At 55.5% G+C, this 26146-nt stretch carries 27 protein-coding genes; 13 read left to right on the plus strand and 14 right to left on the minus strand.

Annotated features, from left to right (window positions below; all coding sequences use genetic code 11):
* Nucleotides 1–6: 6 nt before the first annotated feature.
* Entirely contained in the window at nt 7–723 is a 717-nt protein-coding gene (locus DV711_RS08490; RefSeq protein ID WP_114695248.1) for a hypothetical protein, read from the minus strand.
* A gap of 11 nt (nt 724–734) precedes the next feature.
* Nucleotides 735–1529 carry a gamma-glutamylcyclotransferase family protein gene (locus tag DV711_RS08495; RefSeq protein WP_114695249.1) on the minus strand — a complete coding sequence of 265 codons (795 nt, stop codon included), beginning with the start codon at nt 1527–1529 and terminating at the stop codon, nt 735–737.
* A gap of 222 nt (nt 1530–1751) precedes the next feature.
* Here DV711_RS08495 and DV711_RS08500 point away from each other — a divergent pair, with 222 nt between their 5' ends.
* Nucleotides 1752–2771: a deoxyribonuclease II family protein gene (locus DV711_RS08500; protein ID WP_114695250.1), complete on the plus strand. Its 1020-nt coding sequence runs from the start codon at nt 1752–1754 to the stop codon at nt 2769–2771.
* A 91-nt stretch (nt 2772–2862) separates the two neighbouring features.
* Here the strand turns inward: DV711_RS08500 and DV711_RS08505 are convergent, their stop codons facing one another.
* Together DV711_RS08505 and DV711_RS08510 are read right to left on the minus strand one after the other, a co-directional pair.
* Nucleotides 2863–5046: an alkaline phosphatase family protein gene (locus tag DV711_RS08505; protein WP_207802583.1), complete on the minus strand. Its 2184-nt coding sequence runs from the start codon at nt 5044–5046 to the stop codon at nt 2863–2865.
* Nucleotides 5047–5114: 68 nt separating this feature from the next.
* On the minus strand, nt 5115–5339 hold the full coding sequence (locus DV711_RS08510) for a hypothetical protein (RefSeq protein WP_114695251.1): 225 nt from the start codon (nt 5337–5339) through the stop codon (nt 5115–5117).
* Between the two features lie 551 nt (nt 5340–5890).
* Between DV711_RS08510 and DV711_RS08515 the strand changes: the two genes are divergently transcribed.
* Nucleotides 5891–6490, plus strand: coding sequence for a DUF3047 domain-containing protein (locus tag DV711_RS08515; protein WP_165840045.1), 600 nt, complete (start codon nt 5891–5893; stop codon nt 6488–6490).
* Nucleotides 6491–6495: 5 nt separating this feature from the next.
* On the opposite strand, the gene DV711_RS08520 is transcribed toward DV711_RS08515, so the two are convergent.
* The 7 genes from DV711_RS08520 to DV711_RS08550 form a co-directional block, all read right to left on the minus strand.
* The gene (locus tag DV711_RS08520; RefSeq protein ID WP_114695253.1) at nt 6496–6957 is read right to left on the minus strand and encodes a tellurite resistance TerB family protein; all 462 of its coding nucleotides are present in this window, start codon (nt 6955–6957) and stop codon (nt 6496–6498) included.
* A 1293-nt stretch (nt 6958–8250) separates the two neighbouring features.
* Nucleotides 8251–9042, minus strand: a complete 792-nt coding sequence (locus DV711_RS08525; protein WP_133297426.1) for a tetratricopeptide repeat protein — start codon at nt 9040–9042, stop codon at nt 8251–8253.
* A 95-nt stretch (nt 9043–9137) separates the two neighbouring features.
* Nucleotides 9138–9878 (minus strand): TSCPD domain-containing protein, encoded by a 741-nt coding sequence (locus DV711_RS08530; RefSeq protein WP_114695255.1) that lies wholly within the window; start codon nt 9876–9878, stop codon nt 9138–9140.
* Between the two features lie 84 nt (nt 9879–9962).
* Entirely contained in the window at nt 9963–12113 is a 2151-nt protein-coding gene (locus DV711_RS08535; protein ID WP_114695256.1) for an adenosylcobalamin-dependent ribonucleoside-diphosphate reductase, read from the minus strand.
* A gap of 488 nt (nt 12114–12601) precedes the next feature.
* A complete protein-coding gene (locus tag DV711_RS08540) occupies nt 12602–13360 on the minus strand; it encodes an amino acid ABC transporter ATP-binding protein (RefSeq protein WP_481318819.1) in 759 nt (252 codons plus the stop codon).
* Nucleotides 13344–14294, minus strand: a complete 951-nt coding sequence (locus DV711_RS08545; protein ID WP_114695257.1) for an amino acid ABC transporter permease — start codon at nt 14292–14294, stop codon at nt 13344–13346. The genes DV711_RS08540 and DV711_RS08545 overlap by 17 nt, the downstream gene beginning before the upstream one ends.
* A gap of 111 nt (nt 14295–14405) precedes the next feature.
* Nucleotides 14406–15212, minus strand: coding sequence for a transporter substrate-binding domain-containing protein (locus tag DV711_RS08550; protein WP_114695258.1), 807 nt, complete (start codon nt 15210–15212; stop codon nt 14406–14408).
* Between the two features lie 229 nt (nt 15213–15441).
* On the opposite strand from DV711_RS08550, the gene DV711_RS08555 reads away from it, so the two are divergent.
* Nucleotides 15442–15876, plus strand: coding sequence for a globin family protein (locus DV711_RS08555; RefSeq protein WP_133297427.1), 435 nt, complete (start codon nt 15442–15444; stop codon nt 15874–15876).
* Between the two features lie 77 nt (nt 15877–15953).
* Here DV711_RS08555 and DV711_RS08560 read toward each other — a convergent pair whose 3' ends face one another.
* Nucleotides 15954–16523 (minus strand): NUDIX hydrolase, encoded by a 570-nt coding sequence (locus tag DV711_RS08560; protein ID WP_114695260.1) that lies wholly within the window; start codon nt 16521–16523, stop codon nt 15954–15956.
* Between the two features lie 135 nt (nt 16524–16658).
* Here DV711_RS08560 and DV711_RS08565 point away from each other — a divergent pair, with 135 nt between their 5' ends.
* The 3 genes from DV711_RS08565 (at nt 16659) to DV711_RS08575 (ending at nt 18204) form a co-directional block, all read left to right on the plus strand.
* Nucleotides 16659–17294 carry a CoA pyrophosphatase gene (locus DV711_RS08565; RefSeq protein WP_114695261.1) on the plus strand — a complete coding sequence of 212 codons (636 nt, stop codon included), beginning with the start codon at nt 16659–16661 and terminating at the stop codon, nt 17292–17294.
* Between the two features lie 110 nt (nt 17295–17404).
* Nucleotides 17405–17929: a gamma carbonic anhydrase family protein gene (locus tag DV711_RS08570; RefSeq protein WP_114695262.1), complete on the plus strand. Its 525-nt coding sequence runs from the start codon at nt 17405–17407 to the stop codon at nt 17927–17929.
* Nucleotides 17929–18204, plus strand: a complete 276-nt coding sequence (locus DV711_RS08575; protein ID WP_114695263.1) for a DUF1289 domain-containing protein — start codon at nt 17929–17931, stop codon at nt 18202–18204. The genes DV711_RS08570 and DV711_RS08575 overlap by 1 nt, the downstream gene beginning before the upstream one ends.
* Nucleotides 18205–18231: 27 nt before the next feature.
* Here the strand turns inward: DV711_RS08575 and DV711_RS08580 are convergent, their stop codons facing one another.
* Nucleotides 18232–19500 carry an HlyC/CorC family transporter gene (locus tag DV711_RS08580; protein ID WP_114695264.1) on the minus strand — a complete coding sequence of 423 codons (1269 nt, stop codon included), beginning with the start codon at nt 19498–19500 and terminating at the stop codon, nt 18232–18234.
* Nucleotides 19501–19585: 85 nt separating this feature from the next.
* Nucleotides 19586–20377, minus strand: coding sequence for a cytochrome C assembly family protein (locus DV711_RS08585; protein WP_114695265.1), 792 nt, complete (start codon nt 20375–20377; stop codon nt 19586–19588).
* A 308-nt stretch (nt 20378–20685) separates the two neighbouring features.
* On the opposite strand from DV711_RS08585, the gene ffh reads away from it, so the two are divergent.
* From ffh to murA, 7 genes are all read left to right on the plus strand, one after another.
* On the plus strand, nt 20686–22116 hold the full coding sequence (ffh, locus tag DV711_RS08590) for a signal recognition particle protein (protein WP_114695266.1): 1431 nt from the start codon (nt 20686–20688) through the stop codon (nt 22114–22116).
* A gap of 283 nt (nt 22117–22399) precedes the next feature.
* Nucleotides 22400–22651, plus strand: coding sequence for a 30S ribosomal protein S16 (gene rpsP / locus DV711_RS08595; protein ID WP_114695267.1), 252 nt, complete (start codon nt 22400–22402; stop codon nt 22649–22651).
* 27 nt (nt 22652–22678) lie between these two features.
* Nucleotides 22679–23227: a ribosome maturation factor RimM gene (gene rimM, locus DV711_RS08600; RefSeq protein ID WP_114695268.1), complete on the plus strand. Its 549-nt coding sequence runs from the start codon at nt 22679–22681 to the stop codon at nt 23225–23227.
* Nucleotides 23228–23231: 4 nt separating this feature from the next.
* Nucleotides 23232–24014, plus strand: coding sequence for a tRNA (guanosine(37)-N1)-methyltransferase TrmD (gene trmD / locus DV711_RS08605; protein WP_114695269.1), 783 nt, complete (start codon nt 23232–23234; stop codon nt 24012–24014).
* A 15-nt stretch (nt 24015–24029) separates the two neighbouring features.
* Nucleotides 24030–24392: a 50S ribosomal protein L19 gene (rplS, locus tag DV711_RS08610; protein ID WP_114695270.1), complete on the plus strand. Its 363-nt coding sequence runs from the start codon at nt 24030–24032 to the stop codon at nt 24390–24392.
* 175 nt (nt 24393–24567) lie between these two features.
* Complete coding sequence (locus DV711_RS08615) at nt 24568–24810, plus strand: BolA family protein (RefSeq protein WP_114695271.1); 243 nt, start codon at nt 24568–24570, stop codon at nt 24808–24810.
* Nucleotides 24811–24870: 60 nt separating this feature from the next.
* Nucleotides 24871–26133, plus strand: a complete 1263-nt coding sequence (gene murA, locus DV711_RS08620; protein WP_114695272.1) for a UDP-N-acetylglucosamine 1-carboxyvinyltransferase — start codon at nt 24871–24873, stop codon at nt 26131–26133.
* The last annotated feature ends 13 nt before the right edge of the window (nt 26134–26146 follow it).

The following is a 26146-nucleotide window of genomic DNA, read 5'->3' on the forward strand; positions in this document are numbered from 1 at the left end:
ATCGCCTTAGATGCCGAACATGCGCTCGAACGTGGCGCTGTAATCCTCCTGCGCGCTATCACGCAGGGGCTCGCCATGACCGCAAAGGGCGTGATTAAACGACAGTTCCTTGAGGCGGCTGAAATCATCGCCCTCAGGAGCGGCGGCCTGAACCCACACCGGTCCCAGATTAGCCGGGGTAAAGAAGCCCATCTGCTGCATAATCTCTTTCGATGAGTCAGAGAAGTGTTCATCCGGAGCGAGCCAGTTCTGCAACGCGTCGCAGGCAATCAGAATACCTCCTGCCCGGTCTAGGCGGATGATGCCTTCGGGCATCTTAGTGGTACGGAATTCGAACAGGGACGCATCGGAGATTGGATGCGGGCCCGCTTCAGTCAGGGTACGGCTGACCGGCAGCCCCGTGTCATGCTCAACTCCAGGCAACGCCCAGTATTCGGCGTCGTAGCGGTCTACATAGAAGGGATCATCACGCCCGTGCAGCGCACCAAGGCGGACCACATCGGTGACCTTTCCCAGCCGATCGAGTTCTGCCAATCCCTGTTCGTCCAAGCGCACACTGTTGATGATAATCAGACGATCATCATCGCGTACCACGGTCATGTTACGGCTGAATTTCCAATCCATCCCTTGAAGAACGGTCTCCATCGCGCCGGTGACAAAGAAGACGTTAGGAAAGACCTCTTCAAGAGAACCATGGGGAAGTGCCGGGGGAAACTGATCCATTACTGCGTTTCTCACTCTGGGTTATAGTCAAAAACACCGACGTAGCGGTATTCCTTGGCGTACTCGTTAAGGTAACTGTTCAAGTAATCCAGCTGGGCTTCGTTGAGTCGGCCCTGGCGAATATCTTCCATCGACTCACGGCCAGTGCTGCTGTCCAACCGCTTGATATGAAACAGTGTCATATCTCGCCCACCAAAAAAACTCTTTAAGTATTCATGTAAGGGGCGGGCGCCTGACATATCGAAAACCGCGCCGTGAAGGGCCGTATAGAGCGGGTATTGGGCCAGGGATTTCGAGTTAAAGACGGGGTGGGTGCCTTGGGGCGGTCTGAAGGCGGGGTAGGCGTCGGGCCGGTGGATCGGGTGGGTCTCCAGTTTGCTGACGTAGCCGGGGTCCAGTCCAATATGGCGCGCACCGTCCACCAGGATGTTCAGATAGCGACGGGTCGGCAAGCGGCTGTCATCGATAAACTCCGGCATCCCGACATAGGTCAGCGCGCTGTAGGTCTTACCGTCCGCTTCCACTTCGACACCGATGCGCTCGTAACCATGGCCACAGGCTTCGGTGGCATCGAGAGGGGCAAGCGACTCGTCCGGGCAGTCGAACAGTACCCCCATGACCTTCGCCTCTGGGTCATCGCAACGCTCAATATTGCCGACTCCGCCTTCATGGCGAAAGAAGTGTTGAACGTTGAAGCGTAGGCGCCAGCCATGTAACACCGCACGCCGGGCCGTCAACGGCTCTACCCCCTTGGCGCGCAGCGAGATCATGTTCATATTGGAACCAAAGCCAAAATAGCGAAACATGTCGGTTTCAACCACCGTCTAGCGGAATTCTGTAGAGCTCAGCAAGACTGCACTGAGTGGATACATAAACCCTTAACCATACAGGGATATACCCTGAAATCAACAGGTTGGGAAAACGATCGTTTGAATTTGTGATCGTGTCAACGAGGAGCCTACCTTGGTCGCCCCACAGATCTGATACAATCCGCCCAATCTATTGAATAACAAGAAGAGTTCAGTTTGATGATGGAAGCAAAAAATCAGCAGGGAAGCCCGGTGGATTGGTGGTTTATCTATAAAACGCCGACCCGCACAGGAACCCAAGATAACCGCGGTTTCGATTTCTTCTACTTCGACCCGGATGCTGCCAAGCTGACACTCTCACCCGTCGGATTGGATCAGGATAACCAGGCCCTCCAACACAGCCTGAAAGCGATTTTCGGTGCCCCGGAAAGCGCAGGTTACCTGGTCTACAACGACGAGCATACGGATAAGCAAAGCAACAAGTCGGAGAAGGGCCACTGCAAGGGCATTCTGGCCTTCGACAAGCCCAGTGATTCGGCACTGTTTCTGCTCCACTCCACACCCCGATTTCCTGCCGATAATGAGTGTCTTCTTCCCGATGATGAAGAACTTTATGGTCAGACCTTTATCTGTATCACGCTGCCCGATTATCAAACGGCCAACCGTATCGCCGAGCAGATGCTGACCCAGCAAAATCCGCAGGTGCTGACAGAAAGTTCGAAGCTCCCCAGCGGATTAGGCGATGACGAACCTCTTTCACGGCTGTTTCATGGGATCGGTATTCAGGAATCCAGGCAGCCCTCGACTCTGGAATTTAAATCCAAAGCGGGTAAGGCATTCCAGCTTATCGCCAAGAGCAGAAAGTGGGGTGAGGATTTCTGGTTGGACCTGGTGGCACCGAGCTTGAAGACCGATCTGGTGGTTGAGACCTGGCGACGGGGAGCGGTCACTCCGATGCAGGATCATCGCTCGGCTGAATTTGACGAAGACCTGCTCCGTCTGCGACTCCAGGCCGAATCCTCGCCAACCTACGAATGGCTCTACACCAAGGACCATGCCAAATGGGCAGTCGCCCTGAAAAACCAGGAAAATACCCAGCCTTGGGTCTGCGTTGCCGACCTTAACCGCATGGTGTCCCAAGAGAAACGTGGCGGTGGAAGCCTGTGCTTTCAAGAACCCCAACTCTGGCAAGCCTTACGCGATGCGGAAGAGAAAATTCACGCCCTGGCATCATCCTGAGCTGCTCCCTTCTCGTGGGAGAAGGGAGCTTGCCGGATAGTGGGACTATCCCGCGCTCTATCTGAACCCTGAGATCAATCCAGCGACCAATTTAGCTACCATCCTGCTTGTTGGGGAATGACTTGTCATAGGGTGGGGTTAAGGTCGGTGCCTCCTTTCTCGGCTCCGAGGCCTGCAGCACCGCTTCGAAAGAGGGCGCGGCGTCCATCCGATCGCCGAGGCCCCACAGAGGCTTAGGCACACCGAACCATTGCAGCAGCGTGGCCGCGAAGGAGGTGGAATCGAACGGGGTCTCCCCCTCGGCCCTGAACACGGATTGCTCCTTAATCCAGGGTGAGACCATGATGGTTGGCACCCGCGGTCCCATCAGATCGTACGCAAAGCCATTGTTGAGATCGTTGGGCCAGGGCTTCCTGGCATAGGGCGGAGCGACATGGTCGTAGAGGCCGTTGTTCTTGTCGAAGGTGATGATCAGCAGCGTCTCATCCCAGCCGGGACCGTTCTTGACTGCTTCGTAGATCTCGTTGAGCATCTTTTCGGCCGGCACCAGATCGGCGCCCGGGTGGTATGAGGTGGCGCCGGACGGGGCAATCCATGTCGGTTCCAGATAGCTGAAAGCCGGCAGCTCGCCAGCAGCGGCGTCTTGTTTAAACTGATCGATATTCGCCATAAAGTCAGACGGGCTCTCATCGACCGAGGGGATCTGACCTTTGAGATAGAGTTGATAGGTAAATATCTGCTTTTCCCAAATGATGGCGTTGTAGATCTTCCAATCGGTGATGCCGTGGCTCCAGAGGACCTTCCAGACGGATTGGCGATGGGGGAACTTGGGCCAGTACTCGTAGGCGTTGCCCCCTTCCCAGGTGCCGAGTTTGTTAAAGGCGGAGCCGGTTACCGAAAACGCCCGGTTGACGTCGGTGCCGCCGGGGATGGAGCAGAACCAGCGGTCAGACACAGCAAAATTACGCGCCAGTCCATTCAGTATCGGTAACTGCTCGGGGCTGAAAGACTCCATCACCTGAGCATTGGCGTTGTTGAGGATGAACCCTCCCATATCCGGGGTGGCACGCCCCCAGTATCCGGGAGACTCGGCAAACATCTGCTGCAGGTTGTCGGTGGTATCGTGGAAAGGGTCCTGATCCACCGCGATCAGATCCCAGTCGTTGCTGAGCTTGCCTCCTTTGAATTGACTGACATGGACTGGTTTATCGCCGTCTAGATTGAAATGGTCCAGGCTCGCCCCATCGAACGGCGTCTGCGAACCGATGTAATGGCAGCCCTCATCGCCATTCTCGTAAAGCCAGCCACAGACATTGTCGAACGAACGGCTTTCGAGCATGTAGTAGACCACGTGCTTGATCTTCGAACGCATAAAGTCGATGGTGCCCGGCGTTTCCGCCCTGTCGGCTTGGGCCGGGATCTGCGCCTGGAATCCGGTCAGCATCGAATCCGCTCCGATGCCTGAAGGTAACTGGCCCTGACGCACCGGACCGATCAGCACCTGGGCATCGTGGGGATCAAACTTCCATAACCGGTAGTCACCTTTCTCGGAATCCCACTCCAGCAGGTGATCACCAAGCGCGGTCAGCTCTCGGGTTGGATCGATCTTGTCCCAGCGGCCCTGCTGCACGGCGGGTAGCGCAAGGGGCGGATGCATCTGCGGGTCGAAGCTCCAGAGTCGGAATTCCTGGCCATCCGGTAGTCGGTCCAGCACATAGTTACCGATGGGGATCAGCGTATGTCCCTGCTTGATCAGCGGGAAGCCGCCTTGGCCGGAATAGGGGAAGGGCAGGGGATCGGCATGGCCCGGGGCGGTAGGCTTGGGATCAAAATTCCATAATTCGAAGGTTCCACGCCCTTTGGCCGGGATCATATTCAGCACAAAACTGGCCATCGGGGTGAGGTCGAGATGCTGATCCTCATTCGGATTAGTGCTGTAGTGATCGCGGTAATGGCCCCAAAACTTGCTCTTCTTCCAGAATCCTCTCTGGATTACCGGGCCATTCAACGGGTCTTGGCTGTTGGGATGAAACTCAGATAGGGCAAAACGATAACCGGGCTCATTGTCCTGATGATCAAGGGGGCTCCACTGCAGCAGGTAGCCACCGATCTGTGCGATTCGATAAGAAGCATCGAAGCAGGTGTTTGCACCTAACTGAACCGGGGTGAATAGTTCGTCGCTGTTGAGGTCGAACCGATAAAGGCTATAGGAAGGGTTTTGTTTATTGCGTGAAATCAGATAATTATTTGTAGATGCCGTTTGTGACTTCATCATATTAGATAATCTCGGTTTATTTGTATTCTTATAAAATCGGCTTGGCCTTTCTCGATACATCTAATTGATTATTTGCTTTCTACAATAGAATCAGCCTCTTGGATATTCTTCAAACCGTGCATGATATCGGGGATGGTTTTCATTATCTGAAAAATACTAAAGATAAAAATACCGTGGTGGGCCCCTAGGGATGGATCCTTAAACGACAGGCTGACTTCATAGCCTGAAGTAATAAGCAATATCAGTCCGCTGATAAGGTTTAAATAAGGGTTTTCTATTATTTTATTAAGCATATGATCACCAGGCCTGTAATCGAATTAATTATTTTTTTCGTAGATTTCAGCTACCAGCGGCAGCTGTCTTCAAGGGTAATGAGAGCTGGATAGCAAGCTGGAGCTGACTTCTGTTATGCGTGCGGGAGGCTAAGCTGACGCCATCGGCGGTACTGACGTGGCTAAGGCGAAACGGGATATCATCCTGCATCCGAAAGTCTCCATCTATCGTTTGCGAATGAAGCCTAAGGGATTCATGGGGTTATCTCAAACCCTGGGCAACATTCCAGCCACTGCATCGTAGCGGAACTGCTGGGGTGGTTCGAGTATGCCGGTATCTTTTAAGTGACAGTGATGATCCGCGTCACAATATGGGGTGGGTTGACTGAATTTTGGAGGGGACTGTCTGTTTGTGTTTTGCTCTGTTGAGCGCGTTCATGTTTTTTGCCATGCGGCAGAGACATTGATCCAACGAAAGTGCGCCCCGTCGCTTGGCCAATACACCCCGGATCGATGATATTAGAGGTAACAGAATGAGGCCTATTCGTATCAGCAGGTTAATCCCAGTATTAGTGCAGATCATCTTTGTGATGCAGGTTAGTGCTGCGTCGGAAGCGCCCCGCTGGGAAGAGGAGTCATTTGTCGGCAATACCTGTTACACCATCACCGAGCAGGATGGTGTCGAGGTTATCAAGGGCGAGGCAGACGGAACGGCATCGCTGCTGTATCGACGCCAGCAGATAGACCTTCAAAAGACCCCTGTCGTCAGTTGGCGCTGGAAAATTAACGATATCTATCACCATGGCATCAGCGAAAAGTCTCGCGAAGGGGATGATTATCCTGCTCGGATTTATGTCGTGGTCCGGAAGGGGTGGTTACCCTGGCAAACCCTGGCTATTAACTACGTCTGGTCCTCCAGTGGGGTAAAAGGCGATAACTGGCCAAGTCCCTATACCGAACAATCCCGCATGGTCGCAGTCGATGCCGGCAATGCGCGTGCGGGTTCCTGGGTGGAGCTGAGAAGGGATCTGGTAAAGGACTTTAAGCAGTACTTTGGCGAGGACGTGACTGAACTGGATGGCTATGCCGTAATGGTCGATGGCGACAACACGGGTAGCAGTGGTACTGCCTGGTTTTCAGCCATCCGTTTCCATCCGCGTGAAGAGGGCTGAGCCTTCTAAGAATCAGAATTCTCGGTCAGCGTGAGTTTGGCACGAATAAAGTCTTTGTGAGAGACATGGATCAGGTCGGCGACTTTACGAATCAGATGATCTTCATGCTTGTCGATATAGCCGTCGGCGAGCGCGACCTTCCATAAGTTGAGTACCAGCTGCCGTTTCTGCTCGGCACTGAAGGCATCATTGATCAGCCGGGTGAATTGATACAGCGATGTAGCTTGGTCGGCTTCCTGCTCGGCCAGTTCGATCAGCTTTTCCAGTTCTTGTTTGGTCAGCTCGAATTGGCTGTCCAGTAACTCAATCACCGCCTGCCGTTCGGTGTCATCGACACTGAAATCTGCCCGGGATACTTCAATCAGCAATGCCGCAGTAGCTAGACGGAGAGAACGCTCGTCGTCGACTGGAGCCTCGTCGCTGACCTCAAAGCAGTTACTGAAGAACTTGGATATTTGCTCAATCATAGGGCGGGTCTAGCTGGTTATTGTTGGATTTAGTGTACACCGGGTTGTTCATTGGTTGGGACAGCCAAGAGTAAACAGCCGACACTATAGGTGTTATGACCAGAAGGTGAGTTAATCTGTTCCGGATTACTTTGTTCTGGTTTCACGTGCTGGCTGATGGTTTTTGTTGTGCTCTCCCGAGCGCGTTCATTTCTTTTGCCCGCGCAAAAGAAACCGAACCAAAGGCTCTCCCCTACAAGAACAGCCCCGTTGCTTGGTCGTCGTTGCCGACTTCGTTGCGCGTTTCGCGTGGCAATGGCCGCGATTGGAACTCGTTCGCTTCGCTCTCTCAAACATCAATCGCTTTTCTCCATTGCCAGGCTGCAATGCTCACCTTCGCAAAGGGGGAAGGGGAGTTTGTACTGAAGTTGAGGTGTTAAGTGAGAAAGGAAAACAGAGGTGTTTCGGCTGGCACGGACTCAACCGCCCTTGACGCAGCCGAGCATTGGCTTTGGGAATGGGTCAGCACCGATTACTGTTTGAGGCCTTAGGCCGAGTTCAATCGGTGCCCATTTACAAAGACAACGCGCAGGGTATCGGCGAAGCCGACAAGTCATCGGGCTAGCGTTTTCTTGCTTCGTTCTTTTTCGCAATGCGAAAAGAATGAAGGCGCTCGAGGGAGCGCAAAGAGAGGTTTCTGGTAGCTCAGTAAATCAGGATGAATAAATTTATCCTGGCTATAGGTGTTGACCTGGTTTTCTGTGCGAATTGAGGTTTGTATTGCGCTCTTGCCGAGCGCGTTCATTTCTTTTGCCCGCGCAAAAGAAACCGAACCAAAGGCTCTCCCCTACAAGAACAGCCCCGTTGCTTGGCCGGCTTCGCTGGCTACGTTGCGCGTTGAACTGCCCGATGGGCTACGACGGAAACTCGCTCGCTGCGCTCCCTCAAACAACCGTCTCCGCTGATCCATCGGGCAGTTCAATGCTCACCGGCGCAAAGGGGGAGTTGGAGTTTGTTCTGATACGTCGGAGTTCCGGCTGGCACGGTCTCAACCGCCCTTGACGCAGCCGAGCATTGGCTTTGGAAATGGATCAGCGCCGATTACTGTTTGAGGCCGCAGGCCGAGTTCAATCGGTGCCCATTTGCAAAGACAACGCGCAGGGGATCGGCGGAGCCGACAAGTCATTGGGCAAAGCAACTTTTGATTCCTTTTGTTTGCCGACAAAAGGAATGCGCCCGGGTGGGCGAAAAGGGAGATATCCGGCAACTCAGTAAATCAGGATAAATAAATCTGTCCTGTTTGTTCAGGCTTTACTAGCGAGCAGCGGCTTTTTCTTCGGCCACTATTAACATCTTTAATGCTTGTCGGTAGGGCTTGATAGAAATTGCCTTCTTGTAATAGGTAACTGATTCACTGGGTCGATTATTCTTCAATAAATAGTGGGCATAATTACCATACATATAGGCATTATCTGGATAGTCGTTTATGTTTTTAATGTAGAGCTGTTCTTCTAATAGCTTGTTTCCCTGACCTCTGGCGACCCTTTGTTTCTGTCGGGTAACCAGCTTTTGATGATAGCGCTTGGTAGTTAATGTTTGTGCTTTATCAAAGTGTGATAACGCCCGATCATAGTCCTTCATGTAGTAACCGATTATGCCTTTATAGAACCAAGCGTAGAAGTTGTTGTTATCTCTTTGGTAGGCCGTATTCAGGCTGTTCCAGGCTTCACGATATTGCTGCTTGATGATCATCACCCTGGCTAGGTGGGCATGTGCTTGGCTCTTATCTGCGCCATGCTCTACTGCTTTGAGCGCAAATTCATGAGCCTTGTCGATTGTGCCTGGTTTGAATGATTTGCTATGGAACCAGCTGCCTATTTTATAGCCGCGTTGCATCGTGCTCAGTGATGATGCGATGTAGACCCAAGGCTCATTTTGATCGGCTTGATAGGCGCTGTTTATCAGTTTCATAGACCGGCTGAAGACATCTCGGTCAAAGGGCGATTCTTCCATAAGAAAGTACGCAGTCATTGCGTCGTCTTTGGCTGATCCAAAAACAGTTGCTGAGAAAAATAGTAAAAGAGTGGCAGTAAGTAGGTTTTTCATCGCATTAGAGTCCTTTCTAAGAGTTTGCGAACTAAAAAAGCCGAAGCTGGTAACCCATACTTCGGCTTTCAAATCTCAACTAAGAAGGCTAATCATTAGCCACACTTAGAATCGCCACAATTCAGACAGGTATAACACCCATCCATCAGGATGGCGGCCTTCACATTACACTTACCACACAGCTGTGCATCCGGCGGGAATTCCGCTGAGCTGCTGGCACCGGCAGAAGCGTCGTTGACGGCGTCGGACGCTGCGGCGGCGGCTGCTTCGGTCTTCTTGGCTTCGTATTCGGCACGCTTGCTGGCGATCAGGGCCTTCTGGTGCTCGTCCAGCTCGTCGCTCTCGATTAGACCGATATGCTTGAGGTGCTGCTCGATCGCTTCGCCAATCTCGGCCACCAGCGAGGGCATGAACTTACCGCCCTTCTTGAAGTAACCGCCTTTGGGATCGAATACCGCCTTGAGCTCTTCGACCATAAAGTTGATGTCACCACCCTTACGGAAGACCGCCGAGATAACCCGGGTCAGGGCGACGATCCACTGGAACTGCTCCATGTTCTTCGAGTTGATGAACATCTCGTAGGGGTGGCGCTGTTCGTGCTCGGTGCCCTGGTTCAGGACGATGTCGTTGATGGTGATGTAGAGCGCGTGCTCGGACATCGGGGTCTTGATCTTGTAGGTGGAGCCCATCAGAAATTCGGGACGGGCCAGGTCTTCGTGGACCCGCTCCAGGGATTGCTTGGCCTGCTCGGCGGCCTGCTCGGCCTGTTGCGCTTTCTCTTCGGCGCTGACCACCTTGAAGCCGGTGATCTTCTTATCGATTTTGTTCGCTGACATGGTGTTTTCCTGTCGTTGTCCGTCGGGCGCGCGGGGCAGTGACCCGGCGCGCCGGTATCTGTTGTTCGTCTACGGCTAAAGGGTTTAGAACTTGCCGTAGTAGCCTTCTTTGAGGGCATCGAACAGGTTGGCGGCGGTGTGCACTTCGCCGTCGTATTCGACCTCTTCGTTACCCTTGAACTCGACGGTGCTGCCATCTTCTAGAGTGAACTGGTAGGTGGTGTTTTCCAGATCCTGCTCCTTGACCAATACGCCCTGGAACGCTTCCGGATTGAAGCGGAAGGTGGTGCAGCCCTTCAGGCCCTGGTCGTAGGCGTACAGGTAGATGCTCTTGAAGTCATCGTACGGGTAGTCGGTCGGGACGTTGGCGGTCTTGGAGATCGACGAGTCGATCCACTTCTGCGCCGCGGCCTGGATATCGACGTGCTGCTGCGGGGTGATGTCCTCGGCAGTGATGAAGTAGTCCGGCAGTTGCTGCTCCGGGTCATCGGAGTAGGGCATTGCGTTTTCGTTGATCAGCTCGCGGTAGGCCAGCAGCTCGTAGGAGAACACATCGACCTTCTCTTTGGTCTTCTTGCCTTCACGGATGATGTTGCGCGAGTAGTGGTGCGCGAAGCTAGGCTCGATACCGTTACTGGCGTTGTTGCCGACCGACAGCGAGATGGTGCCGGTGGGGGCGATGGAGCTGTGGTGGGTGAAACGACAGCCCTTCTCGGCCAGCGCGGCAGCCAGCTCGGGATCGACTTCGGCGACTTTCTGCATGTAACGGCTGTACTTGGCGTGCAGCACCTTACCGGTGACCATGTCGCCGACCTTGAAGCCGTCTTCGGCCATCTCAGGGCGCTTGCGCAGCATCTCACCGGTGACTTCGAACTGCTCGTTCATGATCGGCGCCGGACCTTTCTCCTCGGCCAGTTCCAGGCCGGTGCGCCAGCCGGTCAGCGCCAGCTCTTTGGTCACCTCTTCGGCGAAGGCCACGGAAGCTTCGTCGCCGTACTGCATCTGCATCATGGTGACGGTGGAGCCCAGGCCCAGGTAGCCCATGCCGTGACGACGCTTGGTCTCGATCTCGTGACGCTGCTGCGGCAGCGGTAGACCGTTGATCTCGACCACGTTGTCGAGCATCCGGGTGAAGATCGCGACGGTCTTGCGGAAGCCGTCCCAGTCAAAGCGGGCTTTTTCGGTAAACGGATCAACCACGAAGCGGGTCAGGTTGACCGAGCCCAGCAGGCAGCTTCCGTAGGGGGGCAGCGGCTGTTCGCCACAGGGGTTGGTGGCGCGGATGTTTTCGCAGAACCAGTTGTTGTTCTGCTCGTTGACCTTGTCGATCAGGATGAAGCCTGGCTCGGCGAAGTCGTAGGTGGAGGTCATGATGACGTTCCACAGCTGCTGAGCACGGATGGTCTTGGTGATGCGGCAGGCCACCAGACCGGAATCGTTGGTGACGTAGCCGTCTTTGGTGGGCCACTCACGCCAGATGACCTGTTCGCTGTCGGTCAGATCGATGCCATCGCGATCGACCTCTTTCTGGGTCATCGGGAAGGCCAGCTGCCAGTCGGCGTCGTTTTTGACTGCTTGGATGAACTCGTCGGTGATCAGCAGCGACAGGTTGAACTGGCGCAGACGACCGTCTTCACGCTTGGCGCGTATGAAGTCGACCACGTCCGGGTGACCGATATCGAAGGTCGCCATCTGAGCGCCACGACGGCCACCAGCAGAGGAGACGGTGAAACACATCTTGTCGAAGATATCCATGAACGACAGCGGGCCGGAGGTGTAGGCGCCGGCACCGGAGACGTAGGCGTTCTTCGGACGCAGGGTGGAGAATTCGTAACCGATACCGCAACCGGCTTTCAGGGTCAGACCGGCTTCCAGGTTCTTACCCAGGATGTCGTCCATGGAGTCCTGGATGGTGCCGGACACGGTGCAGTTGATGGTGGAGGTAGCCGGCTTGTGCTCCTGAGCACCGGCATTGGACATCACGCGACCGGCCGGGACGGCGCCACGACGCAGGGCCCACAGAAACTCCTCTTCCCACTTCTGCTGGTTCTTCTTGCCTTTCTCGACTTCGGCCAAGGCCTTGGCCACACGGCGGAAGGTGGCGTCCATGTCCTGATCTAGGACACGGCCATCTTTGGCCTTGAGGCGATATTTGGAGTCCCAGATATCCAGCGACGCGTCTTGGTAGGGGATTTCTTGCTCTTTAGGTGTTACGACCTGAAGGGTGGCAGTCATTTAGATGGCCTTTTTCCTGATACGACAAGGTTTTAGAAATTATCGGGAAGTCCATGCTCCCGGGCGATCAGCACGCCGGTGTAACCCGCTGGGTAGCACCTTGGCTGTCGATTGGCAGATATTGTATGCCTGGCTGGTGGAGGGGTACAACATGTAGATTTGGCGCGAAAAATGCTATGGCGTCAGAAAATTGACCGGATTTTGATCGCTTAATAATCAGCGACGATTAATCGTCACAAATCGGGGGTAAGTGGGCACTTACATTTCTGGGTTTGTTTTATAAAAAAACTTTTTCTTAGCTCAAATTTGTATAAGAGACGAGGCGGTTTGATTACTATATCTGGTGCCTGGGTTGAGAGATCCGTACTACCTGTAGTGGCTTGGGCCATCTTGCTGGCACTAGTCGTAGTATTGCTAAGCTAATGGCTCACCTACGAAAAAGGCCGCACGAGGCGGCCTTTTGGTGTGCGGGTTGCAGGGTTAGTGGATCACAGCACCTGACCCAGAAACTTCTTCAGACGCGTATTAGTTGGATTATTGAAGAAGTTCTCCGGGGTGTCTTCCACCACCAGTTCACCGTCTTCCATAAACACCACCCGGTCGGCCACTTCACGGGCAAAGCCCATCTCGTGGGTCACCACCACCATGGTCATCCCTTCTTTGGCCAGGCTCTGCATGACGTCCAGAACTTCACCGACCATCTCCGGGTCCAGGGCGCTGGTGGGCTCGTCGAACAGCATGATCATCGGCATCATCGCCAGGGCACGGGCGATGGCGACACGTTGCTGCTGACCGCCGGATAGCTGTGACGGGAAGCTGTGCATCCGCTCGGACAGTCCGACCTTGAGCATCAGCTCCTTGCCTTTCTGTTCGGCTTCGTCACGGGACTTCTTCAGCACCTTCATCGGCGCCAGCATGACGTTTTCCAGTGCGGTCTTGTGCGGAAACAGGTTGAATGACTGGAACACCATGCCCACTTCAGCGCGGATCTGGTTGATGTCGGTCTTCGGGTCCTGCAGGCAGACACCGTCGATCCGGATGCTGCCGCCGGAGGTGGTCTCCAGCTGATTCAGGGTCCGCAGGAAGGTGGACTTGCCCGAGCCACTGGGGCCGACAACCACAACCACTTCACCGCGGTTGACGGTCAGAGAGACCTCTTTGAGGGCGTGACAGCCGTTGGGATAGATCTTGTCGACGTCCTTGGCAACGATAATGCTGGGATCGATATGCTCAGTCACTGGCGGCAAGCCTCTTCTCAAGTTTCTGGACCATCCAAGATAAAGCGCCGGTCAGCACCAGGTACAACAGCGCCACGGTGAACCAGACTTCGAACGGGGCAAACGTGGAATTGACCACTTCACGGCCGGCCTTACTCAGGTCGGTGATGGCGATAACCGATACCAGCGAGGAGTCCTTGATCAGGTTGATGAACTGGCCGGCCATCGGCGGCAAGGTGCGTTTAAACGCCTGCGGCAGGATGACATAGACCATCGCCTGGACATAGTTCATCCCCAGCGAGCGGGCCGCTTCCATCTGACCTGGGTGGATCGACTGGATGCCCGAACGGATGATCTCGGCGATATAGGCGCCGGTGAAGACGGCCAGCGCCGCGACACCGGCAGTGAAGCGGTCCAGCTCCAGTACCGTGCCGATAAAGAAATAGAAGATAAAGATCTGTACCAGCAGCGGCGTACCCCGAATCAGCTCGATATAGGTGATCGACAGGTTGCGCAAGGCCGGGTTGGCCGATATCCGGGCCAGGCCGGTAAATAGGCCGATAATCAACGCGAAGACCAGTGATACCATCGAGATCTTCAGGGTCATGACCAGACCCCAGGTGATCGGGCCGATCTGCCAGTTATCCAGTCCGGCCAGGGCATCGCCTTCGAACACGATATCGCCGTCATCAACGTTGAGGATATCGAACTGCTTCAGTACGAAGGGGTCTTCACCGTTGTCGGGTATCAGGGTGACGGTCTTGTCGTTATCACTGAGTTCGACAGTGCCGTCAAAGGGCGCCGTAATGTCCTGCGGCTCAGTGTTGATCAGGTACTGCGGAATCCGCTCCCAGCGCCACGTGTAGTCGATACTTTTACTGGACAGGTAGACGCCGGTGCCGATCGTTATCAGGATCGCCACGAACACCAGATGCCAGAAAGCGTTGTTATACTGCTTATCCATCGATTGCTCGGGTTTCAGTCTTTGACAGGTCGCTGGCCCTAAGGGCCAGGTTGGAAATTATCACTCTTCTGGTGATATGAGTGGGGCTCCTGTAGGAGCCCCGGAAAGCGCTTATTGTACGCTCTTCAGCCAATCATCGCTGGCGAACCACTTGCTGTAGATCTTGTCGTAGGTGCCGTCACCTTTGACTTGTGCCAGGAAGTTGTTGAGGAAGTTCAGGAAGTCCGGATCACCCTTGCGGATAGCCCAGCCCAGCGGCTCGTAGGTGAAGGAGTCGTCCAGGTGAACAACCTTGTCGGAGTTCTGAGAGCTGTAGATCGCATTGAACGGCAGGTCGTAGACAAAGGCGTGGGCGTTGCCGTTAACCACTTCCAGTGCACCCTCTGACTCGGTTTCGAACAGACGGATGTTGGACTTGCCGATGTACTTCTTGGTGGCGATGTCGCCGGTGGTGCCCAGCTTGGTAGCCACAACGTACTTCGGATCGTTAAGGTCACGGTAGCTGGAAATCTTGTCGGCCAAATCCGGGCGGACCAGGATGGTCTGACCCACGACGATGTACGGGTTGGCGAAGTTGACTTTCAGGTTACGCTCGGCGGTAACGGTCATGCCAGACATGATGATATCGCACTTGGCGGTCAGCAGTGCCGGAATGATTCCGTCCCAGGCGGTGTTGCGAAGGTCCAGCTTGACCTTCATCGCCTTAGCCATCGCTTTGGCCATATCGACGTCGAAGCCGACGATATTGCCCTTCTTGTTCCGCATCTCAAACGGCATGTAGCCCGCTTCCATACAGACCTGAAGCTCACCGCGCTTAACGATTTCGTTCAGGGTCGACTTTTCCCACAGGGAAATGTCGGAGGCCTGGGTCAGCGCAGAGGACAGCATCAGCGATGCAGCAACCAGCAGTTTCTTCATATTGTTCTCACTCTGTTGGTGGGTCTAAACGAGTGCGATATTTTGCACGTTAATTGAATATTTTGCACACAAAAATCGCTAACAGGTCATATCGTCAGATAAAAGTGGACGAAAAGCTGATTTTTCGCCACTGCTGTCAAAAGTTTTTACAATCGATCCAAGCCCCGAGCTTGCCAGTTTGGGACCTCTGATCTAAACCTAATCAAGTTGTCTGGGTACAGGGGGCGATATGAACGTGGTTATGAATGCTGGCGTTAAGGGTGTCTCGAATGAGTCGGCGGATCGTGTCTGGCGCAGCTATCAGCGTTGCCTGGAGGACTATCACTTTCTGCAGGAGTTCTACCTGCGATTTATCGAAACGTCGCCGGAGGTGGCGCAGAAGTTTGCCAATACCGATATGGATCATCAGGTATTGATGCTCAGGGCATCGCTGGACCTGATGCTGGGTGGCGACCGCTCAACCTCGGAACCCGTGGCGCTACGCCAGGTTGCCAAACTGCACAGTCGCCATGGCGTTGACGTGCCCCCTCGGCTGTACGACTGCTGGTTGGAGAGCCTGCTGCTGACGGTGGCGCGTTTCGATCCGGGGTTTGATGATGAGTTGGAGCAGGCTTGGCGTGCAGAACTGCAAAAGGGCGTTGCCTATATGAAGGCAGCTTATTGAGCGGTTCAGAATGAGCGATACCCGCTACCCACGATAGCGTCGTCAGCGGGTGTTTTGTTAGTTGGGAGTCAGGGGGATCAGTTCTTGCGGCTCGGATCGCTACCCAGCCGGTTACGCTCCCCGGTGATATCGACATGGCGCATCGGGAAGTTACCGCTCTTACGGTCCTCAAAATAGAACTTCAAGGCGTTGATCACGGTCCGGAACGCCAGTTGATCCCAGGGGATCTCATCTTCGGCGAACAGCTGGGCTTCCAGGGTCTCCTCGCCGGCATCGAACGTGGCTGTCGGCATCTCTGCCAGATAGAACATCTGCACCTGATTGATCGGGGTGATGCTGGTGATGGTATAGAGGCCTTTGAGTTCGACCTCGGCGCAGGCTTCCTCGCGGGTTTCGCGCATCGCTGCTTCCTGAGTGGTCTCACCGTTTTCCATAAACCCGGCCGGTAGGGTCCAGAGTCCGTAGCAGGGTTCGATGGCGCGCTTGCAAAGCAGCACTTTGTCACCGTAAACCGGCAGGCAGCCGGCGATAATCCGAGGGTTCTGGTAGTGGATGGTATCGCATTGGCTGCAGACGTAGCGGGGGCGGTTATCCCCCTCAGGAATGCGTTGATGGACGGCTGCGCCGCACTCGCTGCAATAGTTCATCCAGACTCCTTAAGGTATTTGAGGTCATGATCAGAGCCGCTGCCGAAACGGGCGGCTTCTCGTTATTGTCGGCGTCAGGCTATGATGTATGACAAATCCCACTTCAATCAATAGCTCAGCCGAGAAACTCTGGTCATGCGCAAACCCTCCGATGAGTCGGTCGTTCAATCAGGTGCTTCACTATCGCAGCAGTTGAGTCAGCGGTTGCGTCGTCAGCCGATTCGGCGCTTGAAAATGTCGATGCCTGAGGCTGGGGTGCTGGTGGCGCTGACCGATCATCCGCAAGACCCCCAGGTGGTGCTGACCCGTCGGGCCAGTCAGCTGTCCAGCCATGCCGGAGAGGTTGCGTTCCCCGGGGGTAAACGGGATCCAGAAGATGCCGACCTGCTGGCTACGGCATTGCGCGAATCCCATGAGGAGATCGATCTGGCGCCGGATCGTGTCGAGGTGGTGGGGCCGTTGGGGCAGGTGGTTTCAAAACATGGATTTCTGGTGTCACCATTTCTGGGGGTCATCTCCGATCAGCAGCCGTTAACCCCCAATCTCGACGAGCTGGAGAGTCTGTTCAAGGTGCCGTTGAGTTTTCTGCTGGATCGACACCATTTTCAGATGGAGACGCTCAGCTTCGAAGGACGCAGTATTCGCATGCCGCGTTATGACTATCAGGGGTATGTCATCTGGGGATTGAGTGCCTTCATCTTGGTGGAGATGCTCAACCAGGGCTTTGATGCCGATCTGCCGCTGGAGTTACGCCCTGAGAGTAGGCGTTAAGCCTGAACTGCCACTAATTGATCAGAATTGCAGCCATATCAGGATGTCGAAAGCGGATCGATTGCTATAGGATCTGCTCAATCCTTTCTATTACCTAACGGAGCCTGTTTATGATCTTTCACGTCGATGGTCGTCGGGTCGAGTTCGCTTCTGAGGAGCATTTTGTCGCTACCAATGCCACCGTGATCGGTTCGGTGCATATCGGTCATCAGGTCAGTGTCTGGTTCAACGCGGTGGTGCGTGCCGATAACGAACCTATCCGCCTGGGCGACGGGAGCAATATTCAGGACGGTGCGGTGATGCACACCGATCCGGGCTATGCACTGACGTTGGGCAGCAACGTGACCGTCGGTCACAAGGCGATGCTGCACGGCTGTACGGTGGGGGATAATTCGCTGATCGGTATCAATGCGGTGGTGCTTAACGGCGCCAAGATCGGCCGAAACTGCCTGATCGGCGCCAATACGCTAATCCCGGAAGGGATGGAAGTGCCCGATGGGTCGCTGGTGGTGGGTAGTCCCGGCAAGATCAGGCGCCAGCTGAGCGATGCTGAAGCCGAAGGGCTGCGCCAGAATGCCGAGCATTATATCGGCAACATGCAGCGTTACTGCCGGACCCTGGTGCAGATCGACTGATGGCGGTTGAAACTGTAGATCCTGTCCAGCAGGCTGATCCCTCGGAGCAAACCGAGGACGAACGACCGGTACCATCTCCCTGTATCGCGGCTTGCGAGCTGAACGCCGAGCAGTTTTGTACCGGCTGCCATCGCCATGTCGATGAGGTGGCCGGTTGGAAGCGGATGGATAATGATGCGCGTCGTCAAGTGCTGGCGAAGATCGAGCAACGTAAAGCCCAGCAGCGCAGCGGGCTGCTGGGTTGGTTGGGGCGATTAATCGGTCGCCGCAACTGAGGGTTCAATAGCCAAAAGTGCTGAGAATCAGCTGTCGACGTTGAGTGGCGCCGAAACCCGCGCCATCTTGACCAGATTGTCCTGCACCTGGATCGTTTCGATCCGGTGTCGGTCGATCTGCAGGCAGACATTGGTTTCAGGGATGAATTCCAGTCGCTCGGTGATCAGGCCGTTGAGGGTCTTGGGGCCATCGACCGGCAGTTCCCAATCCATCGCCTTGTTGATGTCACGGATGGTGGCCGAGCCGTCGATAAAGTATGTGCCGTCATCCTGCGGGTGGATATCCTGATTTTCCGGGCGACGATCGTCGGTCAGCTCACCTACAATCTCTTCGAGTATATCTTCCAGGGTACAGATTCCCTGAATATCCCCGTATTCATCGACCACCAGACCGATGCGGCGACCCTCTTTCTGGAAATGGAACAGCTGGGTCTGCAGTTGGGTGGTTTCCGGGATAAAGTAGGGCTCGCGGATCACCTGCAGCAGCGCGGCTTTACTAAAGCCGGACTCGTTGAACACCTTGGTCATGTTGCGCAGGTGCAGGATGCCTACCACCTGGTTGATATCACCCTTGTAGACCGGCAGGCGAGTATGGTCGCAGTCGGTGATCACCGCCAGGATCTCTTCATCCTCGGCTTCCAGGTCGATGCCCACCACTTCATTGCGGGGGATCATCACGTCCTGCACCCGGACCTCTTCGAGCTCCAGAATGCCCAGTAGCATGGACTGGTTGCGTTGCGGCAACAGGGCCCCGGCTTCGTTGACCAGGGTGCGTAGTTCTTCGGTGCTCAGGTGGTGGTGATCGTTGCCGCTCATCTTGACGCCGAACAACTTTAACAGGCCGTTGGTGATGCCGTTGACCATCCACACGGCCGGGTACAGCAGTGCCAGTAGCGGTCGCAGGATCAAGGCGGCCGGGAAGGCGATCTTCTCCGGATGTAGCGCGGCCAGGGTCTTGGGCGTGACTTCGGCGAAGATCAGAATTATCAGGGTCAGACCGAAGGTGGCGATGGCGATACCGGCATCGCCCCAGAGGCGGACCGCTACCACGGTGGCGATCGAGGCGGCGCAGATGTTGACCAGGTTGTTGCCGATCAGAATGACACCGATCAGGCGATCCGGGCGCTCCAGCAGATGGTTGGCACGTATCGCTCCGCGGTGGTTCTTTTTAACCAGGTGGCGGAGTCGGTAACGGTTCAGGGACATCATTCCGGTTTCGGAACTGGAAAAGAAGGCTGAACAAGCGATAAGAAGTGCCAGGATGCCTAAGAGTAGGCTTATCGATACGTCGTCCAAGACGAGGGTGACCTTTTTGCGATAGGGCAGCTGATTGTGGAAGCTGAAATAGAGGCTGTCAAGCAGCCTCGATCAAGCATTTGGGTTAGACCATTATCTCGAGTACGAGCTTGCTGCCGAAGTAGGCCAGCATCAGGAAAACGAAGCCGCCGAGGATCCAGCGAATTGCTTTCATCCCACGCCATCCGCGCTGGTGGCGGCCCCAGAGCAAGACGGCGAACAATCCCCAGGCAATAAAGGAAAGGCCGGTCTTATGCACCAGGTGCTGGGCGAAGATATCCTGCAGGAATAACAGACCGGTCAGCAGCGAGGCGCTGAGCAGCGCAAAGCCGAGCCAGATCATCTCAAACAGCAGCTGCTCCATCAGTTGCAGCGGCGGTAGCGAGCGGACCAGGCCGCGAACATGGTGGTTGCGCAGTTCGTGGTCCTGGCGTGCCAGCACGATCGCCTGCAGAGCGGCGATGGCGAAAATGCTGTAGGCCAGAATCGAAGTCAGGATATGGGCGATCTCACCGCCGCTGTATTGCTGCGGCAGGTTGGCGCTGGGCAGCAGGGCCGCCAGCAGGACCGAGATCGACGCACATGGAAAGATGCCGACAAACAGGGTGGTGAGCGGTTTTTTCAGGCAGCTGAGGATCACCAGGCCTGAGACCAGCCAGGCGATCAGCGAGGTAACCGGGAACAATCCCAGTTGGATGCCGTTGCCCGGATGCAGAATCAGATAGACCGACAGGGTGTGAAGCACCCAGGCGCCTGAGCCCAGCATCATCACCAGTGAGCGTGGCTCCGGTTTTTTGCTGCTCAGGGAGCTGGCCTGGATGACGCCGGCCAACAGATAGATAAGGGCGCTGAAAATACTGGTCAGGAGCAGTGTCATGGTGTTTCGGATAACTCGCGGTGAGGCTGCTGAGCGGCTAAGTGTGTCATAAAAATTTTGCAGTTTGAATAGAGGCTTAGCGAAGCTGCTCCATGGTCGCTGTTAGGCTGATTTATCGCAATTTTATGGCCGCTTTCCGCGCTGCGATAGAGGCGTTGGGCTGGTTTGGGTATAATGCCGGGTTTGCACAGGTCGAGGGTGCCGTTACGGCTGTCCGATTTAAGGTCGGTTAGCGCGAAAAATTGGCATGCTCGGCCGCGGATGGCATCACAGACGTTACCTTTCGTGGGACGTACCAGAGGCGGATTATGTTTAATAATTTGACGGAGCGCCTGGCTCAGACGCTCAAGTCGGTTACCGGTCAGGCCAAGCTGACCGAAGACAATATTAAAGGCACGCTGCGCGAAGTGCGGATGGCGTTGCTAGAAGCGGACGTGGCGCTGCCGGTCGTCAAAGAGTTCATTAACGGTGTCAAAGAGCGGGCGATCGGTCAGGAAGTCAGCACCAGTCTGAATCCGGGGCAGGTGTTCGTTAAGATCGTTAATGAAGAGCTGATCCGGGTGATGGGCTCGGCCAACGAAGAGTTGAACCTGGCGGCGCAACCACCGGCAGTGGTGATGATGGCCGGCCTGCAGGGGGCGGGTAAAACCACCTCGGTCGCCAAGCTTTCCCGTTGGTTGAAAGAACGCAAGAAAAAGTCCGTGCTGGTGGTCTCTGCCGACGTTTACCGTCCGGCTGCGATCAAGCAGCTGGAAACCCTGGCCAGCGAGGTCGGCGTCAACTTCTTCCCGTCCAGCAGTGATCAGGATCCGGTCGATATCGCCGAAGGTGCGATTCAGCACGCCAAGCAGCAGCATATCGATGTGGTGATCGTCGATACCGCCGGTCGTCTGCATGTCGATGGCGACATGATGGACGAGATCAAGCGCCTGCATGCGGCGATTACTCCGGTCGAAACCCTGTTCACCGTTGACTCGATGACCGGTCAGGATGCGGCCAACACCGCCAAGGCGTTTAACGATGTACTGCCGTTGACCGGTGTGATTCTGACTAAGACCGACGGTGATGCCCGTGGTGGTGCGGCGCTGTCGGTACGCCAGATTACCGGTAAGCCGATCAAGTTCCTCGGTGTCGGTGAGAAGACCGACGCGCTGGAGCCGTTCTTCCCGGATCGGGTAGCCAGTCGAATCCTCGGCATGGGCGACGTGCTGTCGTTGATCGAAGAGGTCGAGCACAAGGTCGATAAGAAGAAGGCGGACAAGCTGGCCGCCAAGCTGAAGAAGGGTAAGGGCTTTGACCTGGAAGACTTCCGCGATCAGCTGCAACAGATGAAGAACATGGGCGGCATGGGTGCGATGATGGCCAAGCTGCCGGGCATGGGTAAGCTGGCTGAAGCCGCCGAAAGTGCCAATGCCGAGAAAGGGATGCTGCAGATGGAGGCGGTGATCAACTCGATGACCCCCCATGAGCGTCGTTTCCCCGATGTGATCAGTGGTTCGCGCAAGAAGCGTATCGCCGCCGGCTCTGGTACCCAGATTCAGGATGTGAACCGGGTGCTGAAGCAGCATAAGCAGATGCAGAAGATGATGAAGAAGCTGGGTGGCAAAGGCGGCATGTCGAAGATGATGCGCGGCATGAAAGGCATGATGCCTCCCGGTATGGGTGGTGGCATGGGCGGAATGCCTGGCATGGGCGGCGGAATGCCCGGTGGTTTGCCACCGGGATTCCGTAAGCGTTAATCGCCGATTGCTGTCATCCTGGGCTGGGCCTGATAATGCTAATCAGGTCCCGTACCGGGGATCGCGGTTGATTAAAAACTAGTCTTTCCAAGGGCGGTTTATTCGCGTAGAATTTCCGCCCTTCGTATTGGGGTGCTGCGCTGTCTGATTGACGGTCGGGGCATCCAAACCGGGCTTCGTTGTGCGTGCCGGTCGAATCTGTTTGAGCAGGTCGGTGAGCGTGCTTCGGGGCAATACAAATCGTGGGCGATATCAAAACCCACCCAATAGAGGATCGAAGCGAATGGTAGTTATTCGTTTGGCTCGTGGAGGCTCCAAGAAGCGTCCGTTTTATCATATCTCCGTTGCAGACCAGCGTAATGCACGTGACGGTCGCTTTATTGAGCGTGTGGGTTTCTTCAACCCGGTCGCCCGTGGTCAGGAAGAGCGTCTGCGCGTTGACCTGGAGCGCGTAGCTTACTGGCAGGGTCGTGGCGCCCAGGCCAGTGATCGTGTTGCCAAGCTGCTGAAAGAAGCAGCCAAGGCCGCTGAATAAATCAATAGTAGGTAATCGGAACCGCTGATGGCAGTAGGGGATCGGTCAAAGGCCAGTTCGAAAGAGCGCGTGGTGCTTGGCAAGATTACGTCGGTTTACGGTGTACGTGGGTGGGTCAAGGTCTACTCCCATACCGAGCCGATGGACAACATCCTCAACTACAACCCTTGGTATATCGAGCTCAATGGCCGGGTACAGGCGATCGAGGTTGATCAGGGCAAGCGTCACGGTAAGGGTCTGATTGCCAAACTGGTTGGATGCGATGATCGGGAAGTCGCCCGCAGCTACTGCGGAGTGGATATCTCGGTCGATCAGGGTGAGTTGCCTGAACTCGAAGAGGGCGACTACTACTGGCACCAGCTGGAACAACTGAATGTAGTGACCGAATCCGGTGTAGAGCTGGGTCGGGTTGATCACCTGATAGCGACGGGCTCCAACGACGTACTGGTCGTTAGAGGCACGGCGCAAAGTATCGATAAGCGGGAACGGATGATTCCGTATCTGCCCGATCAGGTGGTTAAAGAGATAAACCTCGAAGCAGGTACAATTCGGGTCGATTGGGACCCGGAGTTTTAAGTTCGTGTGGGTCGGTGTTGTTACACTGTTTCCCGAGATGTTCCGGGCGATTACCGAGCACGGTGTCACCGGAAGGGCTCTGAAAAAAGGGCTGATCAGTCTCGAGAGCTGGAATCCAAGGGATTTTACCCACGATAAGCATCGAACTGTCGATGACCGTCCTTACGGAGGCGGGCCCGGAATGCTGATGAAAGTTCAGCCGTTGCGGGATGCGATCCAGGCTGCCAAAGCAGCTGCCCAGGCTCAGGCCGGGGACAAACCGGTCAAGGTGATCTACTTGTCACCCCAGGGCCGCAAGCTGGATCAGGTTGGCGTTAGAGAGCTGGCCGAGCGCGACAGTCTGGTGCTGGTCGCCGGACGGTATGAAGGTATCGACGAGCGACTGCTGGAAAGCGAGATCGATGAAGAGTGGTCCCTTGGGGACTTTGTGGTCAGCGGTGGCGAGCTGCCGGCCATGACCCTGATCGATGCGGTTTCCCGGCTGGTTCCCGGGGTGCTGGGACATGAAGATTCGGCAACTGAAGACTCGTTTGAGGACGGATTGCTGGATTGTCCACACTACACCCGACCGGAACTGGTTAACGAACAGAATGTACCCGCGGTGCTGCTTAGCGGTAACCACGAGGATATCCGGCGCTGGCGGCTGAAACAGCAGCTAGGCCGAACCTGGCAACGGCGACCTGACCTGCTGGACGGTCGACAACTGAACAAAGAGCAACAGCGGTTGCTCGACGAGTTTATCCGCGAGGCGGAAGCGGTCGATCAGACCCTACCGTCGGATAGTTAGAATTAGGAGCGAATCATGAGCAGCAAGAATCTGATCATTCAGGCGCTGGAAAACGAACAGATGGGCAAAGAAGTGCCCGAGTTTGGCCCGGGTGATACCCTGGTTGTCCAGGTTAAAGTTGTTGAAGGTAGCCGTGAGCGTCTGCAGGCGTTCGAGGGTGTGGTTATCGGTAAGCGCAACCGTGGCCTGAACTCAGCCTTTACCGTACGTAAGATCTCCCACGGTGTTGGTGTTGAGCGTACCTTCCAGACCTACAGCAAAGCAGTAGACAGCATCACGGTTAAGCGTCGCGGTGACGTGCGCCAGGCCAAGCTGTACTACCTGCGTGAGCTGTCTGGTAAGTCTGCCCGTATCAAAGAGAAGCTGGCTAAGAAGTAAGCCTGACTTTTTGATCGCAGATTGCGAAAAAAGGCGACCCTCAGTGGTCGCCTTTTTTGTACCTGTGACGCGGCGCTCTGGCCCGTCAGGCATCGCCTTTTGAGGCGTTTTTCTATATCATCTGCCGATTCGTTTTCGGTTCGATTTTCAGGTTAATTTATCAGGTTAGAGTGCGATGCAGGCGTCCGAAGTTAAGCAATTGATTGAGCAGCAACTTGAAGGCTGCGAGGCGATCACCGCCGGTGAAGGCTGCGATTTTCAGGTAGTCGTGGTTGGTGACATGTTTGATGGCTTGTCGCCGGTCAAGCGTCAACAGCTGGTCTACGGCTGTCTGACCGAGCAGATCGCCAGCGGTGCGATCCATGCCGTCACCATCAAGACCTACACCCCTGCCCAGTGGCAGGCTCAGGGCAACTAAGCCCCCCGTCCCTTTGTTAGATCGGCCGGACCCGTTGAGTTCGGCCAAGCGGAAGAAACTATGGATAAACTGCTGATCAGTGGCGGCAATCGTCTGCAGGGCGAGTTGCGTATTTCCGGAGCGAAAAACTCCGCCCTACCGATTATCGCCTCTACCCTGCTGGCCGATGGGCCGGTGACGCTTTCCAACCTGCCTCATCTACACGACGTCACCACCATGATCGAACTGTTGGGCCGGATGGGTGTCGGTGTGACCCTGAATGAAGGGATGAATGTCGAGGTCGACAGCCGCAGCGTCGATACGCTGGTAGCTCCCTACGAGCTGGTTAAGACCATGCGTGCCTCGATCCTGGTGCTGGGGCCGATGTTGGCCCGCTTCGGCGAGGCCGAGGTCTCTCTGCCCGGTGGTTGTGCGATCGGTAGTCGTCCGGTGGATCTGCATATCCGCGGCCTGCAGGCGATGGGCGCCGATATCAGCGTGGAAGACGGTTATATCCGTGCCCGCAGCAACGGCCGCCTGAAGGGGGCGCACATCTTCTTCGATACCGTCACCGTGACCGGCACCGAGAATATTCTAATGGCCGCGACCCTGGCCGAGGGCACCTCGACCATCGAGAACGCCGCCAAGGAGCCGGAGATCGTTGATCTGGCCGAGTGCCTGATCGCGATGGGTGCTGATATCGAAGGCCATGGTACCGATACCATCCGGGTACGTGGCGTTGAGCGTCTGAACGGTTGTCACTACTCGGTGATGGCCGATCGGATCGAGACCGGCACCTATCTGGTCGCCGCCGCTGTGACCGGTGGCAAGATCAAGCTGAAGGACACCCGCCCGGATACCCTCGAAGCGGTACTGTTGAAGCTGGAAGAGGCCGGTGCCGAAATCGAGACCGGCGATGATTGGATCAGCCTGGACATGCACGGTCGTCGACCCAAGGCGGTCAACCTGACCACCGCGCCTTACCCGGCGTTTCCAACCGATATGCAGGCTCAGTTTGCGGCCATGAATGCCGTTGCCGAAGGGGTTGGGATCATCAAAGAGACGATCTTCGAAAACCGCTTTATGCATATCCAGGAGATGATCCGGATGGGTGCAAAATGCACCATCGACGGCAACACCGTGGTCATCGAAGGGGTCGAAACCCTGAAAGCGGCTCCAGTGATGGCCACCGACCTGCGGGCCTCCGCCAGCCTGGTCATAGCGGCGCTGGTCGCCGACGGCGATACCCTGATCGATCGGATCTACCACATCGATCGCGGTTACGAGTGTATCGAAGAGAAATTTGAGCTGATCGGCGCCAAAGTTGGCCGGGTGGCTTCCTGAGAATTCCGGCATC

The organism is Motiliproteus coralliicola (genome assembly GCF_003345655.1).
In the GTDB taxonomy this organism is placed as follows: domain Bacteria; phylum Pseudomonadota; class Gammaproteobacteria; order Pseudomonadales; family Balneatricaceae; genus Motiliproteus; species Motiliproteus coralliicola.